The 16,062-nt window shown below is 35.3% G+C and carries 13 protein-coding genes; 8 read left to right on the forward strand and 5 right to left on the reverse strand.

Translation table 11 applies throughout. The features are described from left to right. Positions 1–5: 5 nt before the first annotated feature. The 3 genes from CHB80_RS16050 (at position 6) to CHB80_RS16060 (ending at position 2,001) form a co-directional block, all read left to right on the forward strand. Positions 6–773: a hypothetical protein gene (locus CHB80_RS16050; protein WP_089372515.1), complete on the forward strand. Its 768-nt coding sequence runs from the start codon at positions 6–8 to the stop codon at positions 771–773. Positions 774–834: 61 nt separating this feature from the next. Beyond that, positions 835–1,326, forward strand: coding sequence for a hypothetical protein (locus CHB80_RS16055; protein ID WP_089372516.1), 492 nt, complete (start codon positions 835–837; stop codon positions 1,324–1,326). A gap of 159 nt (positions 1,327–1,485) precedes the next feature. After that, positions 1,486–2,001, forward strand: a complete 516-nt coding sequence (locus tag CHB80_RS16060; RefSeq protein ID WP_089372517.1) for an SRPBCC family protein — start codon at positions 1,486–1,488, stop codon at positions 1,999–2,001. On the opposite strand, the gene CHB80_RS16065 is transcribed toward CHB80_RS16060, so the two are convergent. Continuing rightward, a complete protein-coding gene (locus CHB80_RS16065; protein ID WP_089372518.1) occupies positions 1,998–2,333 on the reverse strand; it encodes a winged helix-turn-helix transcriptional regulator in 336 nt (111 codons plus the stop codon). The two genes, CHB80_RS16060 and CHB80_RS16065, sit on opposite strands and share 4 nt — an antisense overlap. Positions 2,334–2,437: 104 nt before the next feature. Here CHB80_RS16065 and nfsB point away from each other — a divergent pair, with 104 nt between their 5' ends. The 4 genes from nfsB to recG all read left to right on the forward strand — a co-directional run bounded on the left by nfsB (position 2,438) and on the right by recG (position 7,170). Next, positions 2,438–3,097: an oxygen-insensitive NAD(P)H nitroreductase gene (gene nfsB, locus CHB80_RS16070; RefSeq protein ID WP_089372519.1), complete on the forward strand. Its 660-nt coding sequence runs from the start codon at positions 2,438–2,440 to the stop codon at positions 3,095–3,097. A gap of 53 nt (positions 3,098–3,150) precedes the next feature. Further along, on the forward strand, positions 3,151–3,966 hold the full coding sequence (locus CHB80_RS16075) for an SDR family NAD(P)-dependent oxidoreductase (RefSeq protein WP_089372520.1): 816 nt from the start codon (positions 3,151–3,153) through the stop codon (positions 3,964–3,966). A gap of 45 nt (positions 3,967–4,011) precedes the next feature. Next, positions 4,012–4,935, forward strand: a complete 924-nt coding sequence (locus CHB80_RS16080) for an LLM class oxidoreductase (protein WP_089372521.1) — start codon at positions 4,012–4,014, stop codon at positions 4,933–4,935. Between the two features lie 132 nt (positions 4,936–5,067). Next, complete coding sequence (gene recG, locus CHB80_RS16085; RefSeq protein ID WP_089372522.1) at positions 5,068–7,170, forward strand: ATP-dependent DNA helicase RecG; 2,103 nt, start codon at positions 5,068–5,070, stop codon at positions 7,168–7,170. On the opposite strand, the gene CHB80_RS16090 is transcribed toward recG, so the two are convergent. The 4 genes from CHB80_RS16090 to CHB80_RS16105 form a co-directional block, all read right to left on the reverse strand. Continuing rightward, complete coding sequence (locus tag CHB80_RS16090; RefSeq protein WP_089372523.1) at positions 7,167–8,282, reverse strand: hypothetical protein; 1,116 nt, start codon at positions 8,280–8,282, stop codon at positions 7,167–7,169. The genes recG and CHB80_RS16090 overlap by 4 nt on opposite strands. A gap of 105 nt (positions 8,283–8,387) precedes the next feature. Beyond that, positions 8,388–9,494 carry a DUF2911 domain-containing protein gene (locus CHB80_RS16095; RefSeq protein ID WP_089372524.1) on the reverse strand — a complete coding sequence of 369 codons (1,107 nt, stop codon included), beginning with the start codon at positions 9,492–9,494 and terminating at the stop codon, positions 8,388–8,390. A gap of 71 nt (positions 9,495–9,565) precedes the next feature. Then, positions 9,566–10,786 carry a peroxiredoxin family protein gene (locus CHB80_RS16100; RefSeq protein ID WP_089372525.1) on the reverse strand — a complete coding sequence of 407 codons (1,221 nt, stop codon included), beginning with the start codon at positions 10,784–10,786 and terminating at the stop codon, positions 9,566–9,568. Between the two features lie 116 nt (positions 10,787–10,902). Then, entirely contained in the window at positions 10,903–13,200 is a 2,298-nt protein-coding gene (locus CHB80_RS16105; RefSeq protein ID WP_089372526.1) for an endonuclease, read from the reverse strand. A 323-nt stretch (positions 13,201–13,523) separates the two neighbouring features. Here CHB80_RS16105 and pheT point away from each other — a divergent pair, with 323 nt between their 5' ends. Then, positions 13,524–15,950, forward strand: coding sequence for a phenylalanine--tRNA ligase subunit beta (pheT, locus tag CHB80_RS16110; RefSeq protein WP_089372527.1), 2,427 nt, complete (start codon positions 13,524–13,526; stop codon positions 15,948–15,950). The last annotated feature ends 112 nt before the right edge of the window (positions 15,951–16,062 follow it).

Raw genomic sequence — 16,062 nt, forward strand, 5'->3', positions numbered from 1 at the left:
ATACAATGAAACAAATAGTTCTCACAACATCTATATTGCTATTTAGTTTGATAAGACTACCGTTATATGCTCAAGAAGTTGATTCAAAGATTGAAATTCTCCCAGTAACTATACAACAAGAAGCCACTTCCATTTGGAGAACAATAAATGACATTACATTCTTCGAAAAACAAGGATACACCATACATCTTCCTGACGATCAACAAATAGATTCATTAATTATGAAGTCTAAAAAAGGAACTTTTGGTAATGAAGATTTTGAAATTATTTATAACCTTTTAGAAACTAACATATTTGATAAAAGGCATTATATACACGCTATTAAAAAGATACGGGAACAAGAACAACTTATCAATTCTTTACTTCATCAAATAGAGAGCAAGAAAAAGAATTGGGATTGGAAATTTAATACTTTTAAAACCTATAAAATTATACTCACTCTATATGGAACTGGAGGGAGTTATAATGCTGATGAAGGAACAATCACCTTACTAACTACTAAAAAAGGTGATTTTATGAATTATCAAAATCCAGCAAACACCATTATTCATGAAATTACTCATATAGGAATGGAATATCCTATCGTTCAAAAACATAAACTTAGCCACGGCAATAAAGAACGTATTGTTGATACCTTTGTATATCTTATGTTTAAAGAAGACCTTCCAAACTATAAAATCCAACAAATGGGAGATCAAAAAATGGATTCCTACTTAAGCGAACCAAAAAAAATCAATTCATTAGACACTATAATATCTAAATTTTTCAAATAGCAATTTATCTAAATAACCCGATTTCTAGTATCAATAAAATATCTAAAACAAAATACTCATTATGAAAAGTACCTTCTTAACACTTTTATTCATTTTTAGTATGGGTATTACGCATGCGCAAACACATCGTGAAAAGGAGAAAAAAATCAGATCTGAAGTGAAGGAGCTGTTTAAAAATAAACAAGCAAATTGTTATGATCAGGTAGATGCTATTACTGACACTCATGGAAAAATAGAGTTTTGGAATATCTGTACATTAGAAAATGGCTATCGAATTTTAAAAATAGAATCGTATAAAGAAGATACCTATTATCAAGAAATTTATTTTGAGAAAAATCACTCTTTAGTGTATGCTAAAGAAACAGAGAACTATATTCCAAAAAATCATTTTTTACAAATACCATGGAATTGTGAGTTTTATACAAAAGATGAAAAACTCCTCACTTATATCTCTCATGGACATGGAAAAACAGAAACAGATACTTGGAACCCTGATGTGATTTTTGATATGTATCGGCAACGTATTTCCGAATTAGAACGTATTAAAAAATAATCTTATAAGAGAGCATTCTTTTACTCATACAAATATTCAAAATAGAGAATTACCAAACGTTTTGTAACTTTAGTAAAGTCAAATCTACTTAGAAAACAAAAATCATCTATGTAGATATGATAGAACAAAACAACACTCAACTAACCAAAATCACTCATTATGAAATATTTAAAGTATCTAATCATCCTTATTTTAGTGCTTGGAATAGCTTTTATAGCAAAAGGAATGATCACCCCTTCTATATCTTATGAAACTGAAATTGTCGTAAATAAACCTGTACAAGAATCTTGGGCAGTGATGTCTGATGAATCCAATTTACCCAAATGGATTAGAGGATTTAAAAAGATAGAACCTATAAGTGGAACCCCTAATACTTTAGGAGCTGTATCTAAAGTCTATATTGAAGAAGAAGGAACAGAAATGATCATGGAAGAAACGATTACCGCTTTCAAAGAAAATGAGCATATGGCCATGTCCTTCACTATGGACTTTATGAATATAGATTATGAAATGTTCTTTAAAGATCAAGGTGGCAAAACAGTGATTACCACAAAAACAAATACGACAGGTAATAGTATGATAGCAAAATCAATGTTATCATTCATGTCAGATGGAATGGGAAAACAAGAAGATGAAAATTTAAATAATCTTAAAAACTTAATTGAAGGGAATTAATCCGAATAATTAGCCACTACATAATCACCCCAATCTGCTACTGCTTTCAATAGCGGGATTAAGGTTTCTCCAAAATCTGTTAAAGAGTATTCTACCTTTAACGGAGGCTTTGTAGTGTATACTTTTCTTCGTATCACTCCATCCTTCTCCAATGTTTTTAATTGCAAACTCAATGTGCGCTCAGTAACTGTTTGCATATGCTTACGAAGTTCATTGTAACGCAAAGGCCCATCTATCAAATGAAATAAAATCACAGTTTTCCACTTACCGCCTATAATACCCATCGTAATACTAGTACAACATGGGTATTCCTTTCCTTTTATTTTATACATAATTTCCTTGTTTTATAAGGGATTAGCCTACTATCATTTTTGACCGTTATTGCAAAGTTATACAACTATACTTAGTTTTGCAACTATAAAAAATATAGTACATCATGAATATCACGAAAATAATGAATTGGAGATACTCAACAAAGAGTTTTGACCCATCTAAAAAAATATCAAAAGAAGACTTTAAACACCTAAAATCATTACTAAGAATGAGTCCTTCTAGTACCAATATCCAACCTTGGCACTTTATCATTGCAGACAATGAAAGTGGAAAGGAACGTATTGCTAAAGGTGCAGAAGGTTTTTTTCATTTTAACGAACCTAAAATTAAGAATGCTTCGCATGTAGTTGTATTTTGTTCTAGAACCAGTGCTGATCAAGACTATATGCAGCATTTATTAGCACAAGAAGATAAAGATGGGCGTTATCCTAATGAAGATATTAAACAAGGCATGCACGATGCTAGAAATATCTTTGCAGACATTCATCGCTATGATGTAAAAGACTTTCAACATTGGATGGAAAAACAAGTCTATTTAAATATGGGAAGTTTCCTATTAGGTGTTGCCGCTATGGGCATTGATGCATTACCCATGGAAGGCGTAGATCTAAAAGCATTAGATGAAGAGTTTCACTTACGTGAAAAAGGATATACATCCATTGCCGTTATAGCTATTGGATATCGCGATGAAAGTGACTTTAATATCACAAACAAAACCCCTAAATCCAGACTTCCTGAAGAAGAAATATTTACGCTATTATAAAACAACAAAAGCCTTCCTAACTAAAAGAGGAAGGCTTGTTTATCATAACAAACATGAGTAAAACAATTTTAATCACAGGAAGCACAGACGGTATAGGAAAGCTTGCCGCTACTCAATTTGCCACAAATGGACATGTGGTATATCTACATGGAAGAAACGCAGATAAACTAGCAGCAACTATTTCTGAGATAAAGACAATTTCCCAAAATAAACAAGTACATGGTTTTATAGCTGACTTTTCAGATCTGAACAGTGTGCATGCGATGATACTTCAAATACAAAATGAAGTGCCAAAACTAGATGTACTTATTAATAATGCTGGAATATTTAAGAGTCCTATATCAAAAAGTAAAGATGACATAGACATTAGATTTGCAGTCAATTATTTTGCGCCATACATCCTCACTCAACAACTTATCCCCTTATTAGAAAAATCTACACAACCCAGAATCGTCAATCTAAGCTCAGCGGCACAATCTCCTGTTTCATTAAACGCATTAGTAGGGCAAGAAGAAATCACAACACAAGCTGCCTATGCACAAAGTAAATTGGCGCTCACTATGTGGAATACATATCTTGCAATGACGTATAAAAACATAACAAGCATTGCCGTAAACCCTGGTTCCTTATTAAATACCAAAATGGCAAATGAAGCCTATGGACAACACTGGTCTCCTGCCGATAAAGGAGCCAATATCCTGTATGATTTAGCGATTACAGAAGCATACATCAAAAACTCTGGCGCCTATTTTGATAATGATAAAGGGGATGAAAAAGGACACTTTTCCAATGCGCATCCAGATGCAACAAATCAAGAAAAAATCCAACAACTCATTACTACAACCGATACATTTCTAGCATCATTATAAGCAACTACCACAGAACATTTAAATCTCTATGATCGAGTAAGCACTATGCAAACACTTCAAAAAATTGCACAAAAAGGAAAGCTAAGTTTAGGATTAGTTTTCCCAATTGAATCCTATACAGGCGCTATTCCAAAAATGGAACATCAAGAACAACTTGCCAAAAGAGCGGAAGAGTTAGGTTTTAAAGCGCTATGGTTTAGAGATGTCCCATTTCATGACCCGCAATTTGGCGATGCAGGGCAAATCTATGACCCTTGGATTTACATGACGCATATCATGAATCAAACCAAGGATATAGCATTAGCCACGGGAAGTATCATTTTACCTCTTCGCCATCCTGTACACACTGCCAAATCATTAGCAAGTTTACAAATACTTTCTAAAGGCAGAATCATTTTAGGCATAGCCTCTGGAGATCGCCCTATCGAGTATCCCGCGTTTCATCAGGACATACAGAAAAAAGGAGCACTCTTTAGAGATAGTTTTGCCTACATAAAAGCTTTACAAGGAGATTTTCCAAACTATACATCGGAGTATTATGGAACGACCAATGGTGCGATAGACTTACTTCCTAAAAGTTCGCATCAAACACCTTTTCTGGTAACAGGTCACTCCGGACAATCCTTAGAGTGGATTGCCAAACATGCAGATGGATGGTTGTATTACCCTAGAAATTTCAGTTTTTTACAACAAACTTTATATAACTGGAATACAGCTTTAGAAAAGGAACAGCAACCCTGGAAACCCTATATGCAATCTTTATATCTTGATGTATTAGAAAACAACACAACCACACCACAAGCTATTCATTTAGGTTTTAAGTCGGGAACAGACTATATCGTCGAACATCTAAAAGCGCTAGAATCCTATGGTGTGAATCATGTGATCATTAATTTAAAATATGGCTCAAGACCTGTGGCCACTGTTTTAGAAGAGTTAGGAGAAACTGTGACCCCTCATTTTAAGTAAAAGTTGTGGTATGATAATCATTCATTATACGCTTTCGCGAAAGCATATACTATAATTCTCAACGTTTATTATAACATAAAGTGGTTAAATAAAATTTTCAAATCCTGTATAATTTCATTTAACTTAGCTTTAATGAATCCCACGTTTCTTCAAACACCTATAGACTACTTAAAAGGCGTTGGCCCAAACAGGGCAGATTTGTTACGTGCAGAATTGGGAATTCATACCTATCAAGACCTCATCCATTTATTTCCAAATCGATACATAGACCGAACGCGGTATTATACTATTTCAGAATTAGAACGCAATAGCGCCGATGTGCAAGTAATTGGAAAAGTAACGAGCCTGAAAATGGTAGAAGGAAAAGGCAGACGACTCGTCGCTACTTTTAAAGATGATGGCGGGGTTATGGAACTCGTTTGGTTTAGAGGTCAAAAGTGGATTCGTGAAAGTATCAAACTCAATACGACCTATGTGATTTTTGGAAAAACCAATTATTACAACGGGAAATTTTCGATGCCACATCCTGAAATGGAATTGCTCGCAGACCATAAAAAAAGTTTACGCAGTGCGATGCAACCGGTCTATCCAAGCACCGAAAAATTAAGTAATAAAGGGATCACAAATAAGGTCGTAAATGCATTGATGCAAACGCTCTTTATAGAAGCAAAAAATCACCTCTATGAGAGCCTTTCAAAACCCATTGTAGAAGCCTTAAAATTAATGTCCAAAAGAGAGGCCTTATTAAACATTCATTTTCCGCAATCACAAGGAGATTTAGCAAGGGCGCAATACCGCTTAAAATTTGAAGAATTTTTCTATATCCAACTTCAACTTGCCTTTAAAAATCGGATGCATAAAACCAAAATAAAAGGGTATCCTTTTGAAAAAATTGGAGACAACTTTAATAACTTCTACAACAACCATTTACCCTTTGAATTAACCGGAGCGCAAAAAAGAGTATTGAAAGAAATTCGTCACGATTTGGGGTCCAATGCACAAATGAGTCGGCTTTTACAGGGAGATGTAGGTTCCGGGAAGACAATTGTAGCGCTATTGTCAATGTTAATCGCACTTGACAACGGTTTTCAAGCTTGTTTAATGGCACCAACTGAAATTTTGTCAGTTCAACACTATAATGGATTATTAGAATTATGTAAACCACTGAATACCAGAATTTCATTATTAACTGGATCAACTAAAACTTCAAGTAGAAAAATTATTCACGAACAACTCGAAAGTGGTGAATTACAGATACTTATTGGCACACATGCATTGCTCGAAGATAAGGTAAAATTTAAAAACTTAGGGCTTGCCGTGATTGATGAACAACATCGTTTTGGTGTAAAACAACGCAGTAAATTATGGCATAAAAATGAATTCCCTCCACACGTATTGGTAATGACTGCTACACCTATTCCGCGTACACTTGCCATGACCGTTTATGGAGACCTTGATGTATCGATTATTGACGAACTTCCACCGGGTAGAAAATCCATAAAAACAGTACATCGATATGACGCAAATAGACTCAAAGTTTTTGCCTTTATTCGAGACGAAATTAAGAAGGGAAGACAGGTCTATATTGTGTACCCATTAATCCAAGAATCTGAAGCGATGGATTACAAGGATTTGATGGATGGATATGAGAGTATTTCGAGGGAGTTTCCCCTACCCGATTTTCAGATTTCTATCGTTCATGGAAAGATGAAACCTGCCGACAAGGATTATGAAATGCAGCGCTTCATTAATGGCGAAACACAAATTATGGTCGCTACTACGGTGATTGAAGTTGGCGTAAATGTTCCCAATGCTTCGGTAATGATTATTGAAAGTGCAGAGCGTTTTGGATTGAGTCAGTTACATCAATTACGTGGTCGTGTGGGACGAGGAGCCGAGCAGAGCTATTGTATCCTTATGACTAGTTTTAAGCTCTCTAGCGACTCTAAAACGAGATTAGAGACCATGACACGCACCAATGATGGTTTTGAGATTGCAGAAGTCGATTTGAAGCTTAGAGGCCCTGGAGATATCACAGGTACACAACAAAGTGGTGTATTGCATCTTAAAATTGGAGACATCATTCGGGATAATGACATTCTAAAAGTAGCTCGGAGTTACGCATGGGGTGTGGTGAAGGATGACCCCACTTTCGCGAAAGCGGAAAACCAAATCATACGATTTATGTATGCGCAAATGGTCAAGTTTAAGAATATCTGGAGCTACATAAGCTAATCTAATACCACAAGATTCCAAGGGTGATCTGTCACTTCGAGATTAGTTAAAAGCGCTGCATCATTAGAAAACTTGGCAACACCGCCTTGTGTTTCGCCATTACTATCGGTATAACGATATCCAATAAGCCATGATTCAAGGCTAGCCGCATAATTCATCGTTGTTCTTTCTAAATTACTCCATCCATTTTCTTCGGCAAGAACTGTCAATGCTGGCGTAATATCTACCAATGTTGTTTCTTCTGAAGCAATATCATATACCGCCGGTAAATCTTCAATAACAGAAGGCTCTGGCAACATAAACGTATAAAACAATTGCCCATTTATAATCGATTCAGATCCGTCTAGCACACGATCAAAAGAAGAAGTCCCATTTTCTAATGGTGTAAAAGTAATAGCATCATAACGGATGTATGAATTATTACTTAGAAATACGTAGAAGTCATTAGCATCGCCAAAAGCAAGTCCAAAAATATGAACACCTTCCAATACTTCTAGATCAATCAAGGAGGTCTCATCTGTATTTACTAAGACAAGTGTAGACTGTTGTCCACCTGAAGTGGTAGATTGATTCTCATAAAAAGCTAATCTTCCATTGTGATATGCAGGAATACTATTTTGGCTTAATGCGCCAATTTGGATATCAGACACCACACTGGTATTTAGACTTATGGTACGAAGTCTAAAATTATCCAGCGCATCAGAATCATTATACCCTGAAAATACTTCTTGTTCAGAATTAATAGTCCAACTACGGAATTCTGTATCTGATTCTTCAAAAAAATTGGTTCCTGAAGATACTGCACCATTACGGATATTTTTAAGCCATACCATATTTCCCGAATACAAGCCTACCACCTCCCCTGCTACTTCTACTCGTTGTATATTAGGGTTAATACCATCCAGTGCAGCTATATTTGAATAGGATCCCATTTGTTCAAACGCTCTAAACTGATATTGAAGTAGCTCGGTACTATTTGAAAAATTAAAAAAGGAAAAATCTGGAAAATCAGTAGTGGTATCCACAGGAAGTATTTCTGCAGAGTCGTCTGTATCTGAGCAACTGCATAGCAAAACAGCGCTTAACACAAGGGTATATATAAAATACCTCATCAGCTTTTTTTTAGAAAGATACTTAAAAAGCCGCTTAATTTATAGATAGAACACAAAAAAAGCTCATCGAAATGAGCTTTTTTAAAATGATATATGAGAAAAGAATTAATTGATATCTTCTCCTTTTCTAAGCTTATCTATGTTTGCTTGTACATTTCCTTTAGCTCCTGCATTAGGTGCATTAGCCAATGCCTTCTCAAGATACTTGATAGCTGTTTTATAATCTCCTTTTGCAGAGTAATATCTTCCTAAACCATATTGTGTAGGCCAAGCATTGTTATTTTTCTTTGCATTTTCTTTAAAAGCTTTCTCTGCTTTTTCTAAATTTCCATTAGCAATAAGTTGTCTTCCATATTGATGCATTTCCAATGCTGTCGCTTGATCTAATACACTTTCTATTTCTGCAATTGCTTCATTTGGTTTTCCCATTTGATTTAAAATCGCCGATTTGATCTGTGCATTTGCAAATGTCTTTTGACTAAAGAACCACCCAGTTTGTGCACTATTAATCCACTCTAAAGCTTTCTCCATATTTCCAGCTCTAAATGCATATTGCGCTGCATTTTCCCATGCTTGACGGTTAAACCCAGTTTGATCTCTCAATTTATTACTGATATCATCCATAACAATAGAAGTCACATCAAAACCAATTTTAAAAGGAATGGCTTTTTTCTCCCATTGTAATGCAACTGTAGCTGAAGTGGCGTCTACTGCTGTAAATTGATAGGTAAGTAATTCTGTATGTGGAATTGCTGTTGTTGTTACTTTTACACGCAGTGCATCTTCCTTTTCGTCATAAAAATAACTTCCCCAAGATGATGAATTATTAGAAAATACAATCGTTGCTGTATTATCTTCTGCAAGAGCCACATGCAATCCATAAGTACCTGCTTTAATAGATTTTCCTTCTACAGTAGCGTCATGTGTAAATGTAATCACTGTATTTTCATCGGCACCAGCACGCCAAGGTGCAGCTGTTGATGTTCCAAAACCTAGATTTTGAAAACCATAATGTGCAAGAGGTGTCCCCCATATTTCACGACCGCGTACACTAGGTCTCGAATAAGTAATACTTATATCAGAAATTCCTACCGTTTGGCTCACTGTTGCTTTCTGACTAGTAGCTGGTGTTTTGATTTGTGCCGTACCGTCTATACTAAACACAAGGAAGCAGATTACCGAAAAGGTAATCCATTGTTGTATATTTTTCATTGTAAGGTTGTTTTTTAGACTTTAAAAGTACAAGACCTTCTCCTATGATAATGTTATGCTCTTGTTAAAACCTACTCCGTCAGTAGATTTTTAACATACTGATCAAAGTCTTCTTTAAAATCTATAAATTTCTGACCAGTTGCTGCACCATTAAAACCTGTATGGATACGTCTTACTTTGCCTTTTTTATCTATAAAAATAGACGTAGGGTATGAGATAATATGATTGAGCATGGGGAGTTTTTCTTGTGCCAACTTCTTATCCTCGGTTCCATATTGCGCCAGTAAAATAGGATATGAGATATCCAGTCGATCTTTTAAACGCTGTATACTTTTAAACGCTTTCTCTTCTGTAGGCGCATATTCAAAAGCCAATCCTATGATTTCAAAATCAGGATTTGGGTTTTCTTTAATATACCTTGCATAAAATTTTGATTCTTCCAAGCAATTAGGGCACCAAGAGCCTAATATCTGGACGAGTACTACTTTATTTTTATAACCTTGATCACTCAACGATACCATCGTACCATCTGCTTCTGGAAATGTAAATGCTAGTCCATCATATCCTTCTTTGATATACGTTAAGTCCTTTGCATCGGGAAGTTCATAACTATCATTACGTTTTGAAACAAAAGGTTCTTTCCAATGATTTCCACTATAAAAATGACCTTCTAATGTACTATCAGTAACTGTTGCTGTAAATAGAAACGCATGTGCGCCATCAAAAGTAGAAAGTTGTAATTGATCTCCGTCTATCGTTCCTTCTAAGAATCGATAATCACCGGTGGTGGTTCTAAAAGTACCTGTTACCTCACTTCCATTTTGCTTGAATATCCCCTTAGCAATATAGGTATCTTCTGGTCCGTTTTCACTAAACACAGTTTCCCAATTTCCTGTAATATCGGTTATAGGTTTTTTTACGCTTTCGCGAAAGCGTACTCCGTCATCATATACCATTTTAAAAGGAACCACTCTATCTAAGCTAGGCTTAATAAAATCTCCTGTAATTTGTTTTCCGTCTTTACTAAATGATCCTTGAAAATATCCTTCAAATACGGGGGTTTGAATACGAATAGCATTCCCATTAATTTCAATTTCATCTACCGTGATGCGCTCTTCGGCATTTTGAATAACCAATGTCCCATTATCTTTTACTTCAAAAATAAAAGGAAGTTCTTTTTGGTCCTGCACTTCTAATGTTGCTCTCCAAAAACCAGTAGTTAAAGTAGGTGTTTGAGTTTCGCACGAAAGTGCACATATGCATAGTATTACAATGAGGAAGATTTTTTTCATAGCAGGTATTAAAGTCTATCTGTTGGAGGTTTTCTTACAATATACGCAATCTAGTGTATAAAAAAATCGCTTAAAAACGAATCTTTAAGCGATTTTATAATTTCTAAATAATTTTGTTACTTCTTTATAAACTTTTTATGGATAGTGCGTTGTCCATCATTAATGGTGATGAAATACACTCCTTTACGTAATCCATTTATTGTAGTAGTATTACGAAATGTATTTTGAGCTATTTGCTGTCCTAATACTGTATATACTGCATAATCTACTACTCTATTATCTGCCATTTGCAAATGCAGTCCTTGACCTTTTTGTATAAACTGTACATCATAAATTGCAATTTCAGATTTCAATACTCCATCTGTTTTAAGTACTGGAGTTGCAACCGCATTCCTATTGGAGTCAATGGTTACATTATAATCTTCTACTTCTCCATAAGAGAATGTTTCACAAGGGGTTGGCACCCCGTTCCACTTCATTGCCACACGCATTCTGGTAGTTCCTTCAAAAGCGCTTGTAGGGACTGTAAAGGTGTAGGATAAATTTCCTGCACTTGACGTAGAACCTGTCACTACTTTTTCAGAAGAATCAAAAGTTCCATTTTGATTAAAATCAATCCAAACACCCCAATTTTCGGTGTACGATTGTCCTGAAAAACCAATACTTAATACGATTGAGTTTGATCCATATCCTATTACTCCAGTTTGATTTGTAAAATCACCATATCCTCCGTTGGCACCTGTTGCATTAGAAATGCCTCCTATTCCTACAAAATCAATATATTCAAAATTCACATTATTACCTCCCGCATTACAGTAATTTAAAACAATCGCATCTGTAGTTACGGTTATTGAATTACTCGCACTGGACACATTAGAAGCTGCATCTTTTGCACGTACGCTAAATGTATAGGTAGTTCCTGCAGATAAACCGGTTACTGTATACGTAGTATTTGCTGTTGTAGCAATAACTGCATTTCCGTTATATACATCATAATCTGTAACTGCTACATTATCTGAGGATGCATTCCATGATAATGAAAGCGAAGTCTCTCCTACATTAGATGCAGTAAGATTAGAAGGTGCTGTGGGTGCTTGTGTATCTGGTGCTGGAGTATTTCCCTCTACTGTATGAGATCCTAGATCACTCGTTGTATTAGATGGAAAGCTATCCCACTCTGATGTGGTATATGTGGTAGATGGCGATAACACTGTTGGCTTTCTTCGAAGGATAACGTCTTTTGCAAAGTTTGAACTTCCTCCATTAAACGTTCCTATAATATCAATAAGGACTCCATTTTTAAATAAGCCTACTGCATCATTACCGTTAAAGCTGATTACTGTGTTTGTGGTAGTTGTATTTGCCACATTTAAAATGGCTGTATTTGCAGAGCTATGAGCTACGACAAAAACGGCTTCATTATTTAAAGAACCACTTAATGAAAAATCTGAGCTCCAGCTGCCTGCGCCATTGGTTTGTTTACGTAATGAGTAATTAGCTAATGCTACAGATGTTCCTGTAAAATTGGCAATTTCGACGGCTTTATTAAATGAAGATCCTTCTATATATTCAGAAAAGAATAACTCTGTTGCTTCAGCATCTCCATTTCCTGGGTTTCCTGTTGTGTTTCCAAATCTATCTTCGGCTTGCGGTCCTCCCCATATTTGAGTTGCAAATACTGGATTATCAATAAAAGGATTTCTATTTCCTTGTATTCCTGCTAGTACGTCATTACGGGTATCTTCAAAAGCACTTACAGGATCTTCTACATTCCATTGTAGGAATAGATCAATCATATTAGCGTCACTGGCTACTGCATTTCCTACCCCTACATTAGAAGGCAAACAACGGCTATTATAACGGATGTACATATATAACATCATACGAGCAACATCGCCTTTCCATTCGTCTCCTGGATAAAAATGACCTTGTGCCGTTACGCCTGCATTTCCAGAACCTGCAGCATACTTTCTATTACTACGTTGGGAATTCAATTGAATATCACTTGGGCGAATGTGGTGTGCATCAGATCCTGGGCCTGTACTTCCTAAATTAGGGTTTCCTAAAGATCGTGGGTAGGCATGTTCTCTATTCCATTCTCCTGCACTTCCTCCGTTTAAGTTTTTATCTCTAGATCTATCTGTTAATGTATTACCATCGGTATCGTCATATCCATATATAAGCAATACATTATTAGCATTGGTAGGATCTAAATCTGCCGCTTGCAATGCTTGCCATACTCCAGGGGTATAGCTTAAAAAAGTAGTGTGGGTTTGCGTGACTTTCGTTGATAATTCATTTTGCAAGGATGTGCCCTGCAATGTTAGATTTACGTCATCATAATACGATGGTACTTGACTAAAAGCAATGGCAGTAACACAAAACAGTGCTACCATTAGTAATGATTTCTTCATAAAAAATTATGTTTGGTTAGTGTACTTCTGCAAAAATAAAGATTACAATCTAAGATTCTTATTATTAAACTGTTACCTCTACATTACGTCACGAATCTACTAGAAAAATCTTGTTATTCCTATGCATGCATAACACATAACCTCAACAATACTAACAAAAAACACATAAAACAATAACAAACAGATAGTTAACTGTAATTTTATTGTTTATAATTCTTTCTGAAAAATTGTTGAAAATATATACCAGATAGTCTCTTGACTTCTTTGTCTGCTTATGATCTTATTCTATCTTTGTCATCTTATTAAATTAGTATTTAGAATTCATGAAAATATCCTATAACTGGCTGAAGCAATTTATTAAGATAGATTGGGATGCAGAAAAGACTGGAGAACTCTTAACAGATTTAGGTCTTGAAGTAGAAGGTATAGAATCCTACCAAAGTGTTAAGGGAGGACTTGAAGGTGTTGTTATTGGTCACGTACTTACTTGTGAGCAACATAGCAATGCAGATAAACTTAAAGTAACTACTGTTGATATAGGAGGTGATACTCCTGTTCAAATAGTTTGTGGTGCTCCAAACGTAGCTAAAGGTCAGAAAGTACCTGTTGCAACTATAGGTACTACTTTATATACTGATGAAGGAGAAGCTTGGACTATTAAAAAAGGAAAAATAAGAGGGGAAGAATCTCATGGTATGATCTGTGCCGAAGACGAACTAGGTCTTGGAAAAAGTCATGATGGGATTATGATTCTAGATCAAAGCCTAGTTCCTGGAACTCCTGCTGCCGATGTATTTGAGATAGAAAACGACCAAGTATTTGAAATTGGACTTACGCCTAACCGCGCAGATGCAATGAGTCATTTTGGAACTGCTCGTGATTTACGCGCAGGTTTAATACAACAAGATATTACTCCTGAACTTATCACCCCTTCTAATTCGTCTTTTAAGATTGAGAATAGACTTAACAAAGTAGATGTTTCCATTATAGATGGGGAGCGTGCTCCTAGATATGCTGGTGTTGTAATAAGCGGTTTAAAAGTAGCCGAGTCTCCTGCATGGATCCAACATCGTTTAAAAGCTATAGGGTTAACTCCTATCAATAATATCGTAGATGTTACTAATTATGTATTACACGAATTAGGGCAACCACTTCATGCATTTGATCTTGCAAAAATAAAGGGCAATAAAATTGAAGTTAAGACTGTAGAAAAAGGAACAAAATTCACCACTCTTGACGGTGTAGAACGTGAATTACACGAAGAAGACCTCATGATATGTGATGAAGAAAAACCCATGTGTATTGCTGGTGTCTTTGGAGGTATTGATAGTGGAGTTACAGAAGGAACAACAGCAATCTTCCTAGAAAGCGCTTATTTCAATCCTGTATCTATACGTAAAACTGCAAAACGCCACGGACTTAATACAGATGCATCCTTCCGTTTTGAAAGAGGTATTGATCCTAATATTACAGATTACGCACTCATGAGAGCAGCTGTCTTATTATTAGAAGTAGCTGGTGGAGAAATCACAAGTGAAATTGTAGATATTTATCCTAAAAAAATAGAAGATCAACAAGTATTCCTGAGCTTTGAAAATGCTGCAAAACTTATTGGAGAAGAATTACCAAGAGAAAAGATCAAAGCTATTTTATCGTCTTTAGATATCAAGATCAACAATGTAACAGAGTCTGGCTTAGGAATGACTATTCCTGCTTACCGCAATGACGTTACTCGTGAAGCTGATGTGATAGAAGAAGTATTACGAGTATATGGTTATAATAACATCAATTTTGGAAATAAATTAAATGCTACCATAGCGAACTCTTCCAAATTTGAAGATCATAAAGTACAAGACACTGTTGCAAATCAACTTGTCGCGCAGGGCTTTTATGAAATCATGGCTAATAGTTTAACAACTCCTAGTTATGTTGATTATTCTGACCTACTAAAAGCAGAGAATAATGTAATAATGCTTAATCCTTTAGGACAAGAGTTAAGTATTCTCAGAAGGTCTATGCTTTTTTCTGGGCTTGAAGCCATCTCATATAATAACAATAGAAAACGTTCTGACATTAAATTCTTTGAATATGGAAAAACGTATCATAGCTATGAGTCAGGGACAATAGAAAACAAACATCTTACACTTTTTGTTACAGGGAATCGTCATTCAGAGCATTGGAAACACACTTCTGAAACTACAGATTTTTTCTACCTAAAAGGAATTGTAAAATCAGTATTAGATAGACTTGGTATCACAAGAGGAAGAACAGCTACTGTAAAAAATGATATTTTCTCTGAAGCTGTTGGAATACAACTTGGAAAAACAAAACTTGTAGAATATGGTCTTATCAAAAAATCTATTCTTAAGAAGTTTAACTTGTCACAAGATGTATTTTATGCAGATTTTAATTGGGATAATATATTAGAGGTAGCAAAACGAAATAAAATCAAATTTCAGCCTATCCCTAAATACCCATCAGTACGTAGAGATTTTGCTTTATTACTAGACACATCAACGCGATTTGAAGAAATTCATACCATTGCAAAACAAACAGAAAAGCAATTACTTAAAGACATTCAGTTATTTGATGTTTACGAAGGCAAGAATTTACCAGAAGGCAAAAAAAGTTATGCTGTAAGTTTCTTATTACAAGATGAGAATAAAACACTTACTGACAAGCAAATTGACAAGGTAATGAACAAGCTGCAATTCCGTTTTGAAAAAGAATTAGGCGCGAGCTTACGATAATATAATACTACATTAAATACAAAAGCCCTGTTTTATGTAAAACAGGGCTTTTTGTTTAATGTTTATGAAAACTAGTTTCCAAACTGTATCCATATTGACATGTATTTCAAAA

Origin of the sequence: Dokdonia pacifica, from assembly GCF_900188275.1 — a bacterium.
Lineage (GTDB): Bacteria > Bacteroidota > Bacteroidia > Flavobacteriales > Flavobacteriaceae > Dokdonia > Dokdonia pacifica.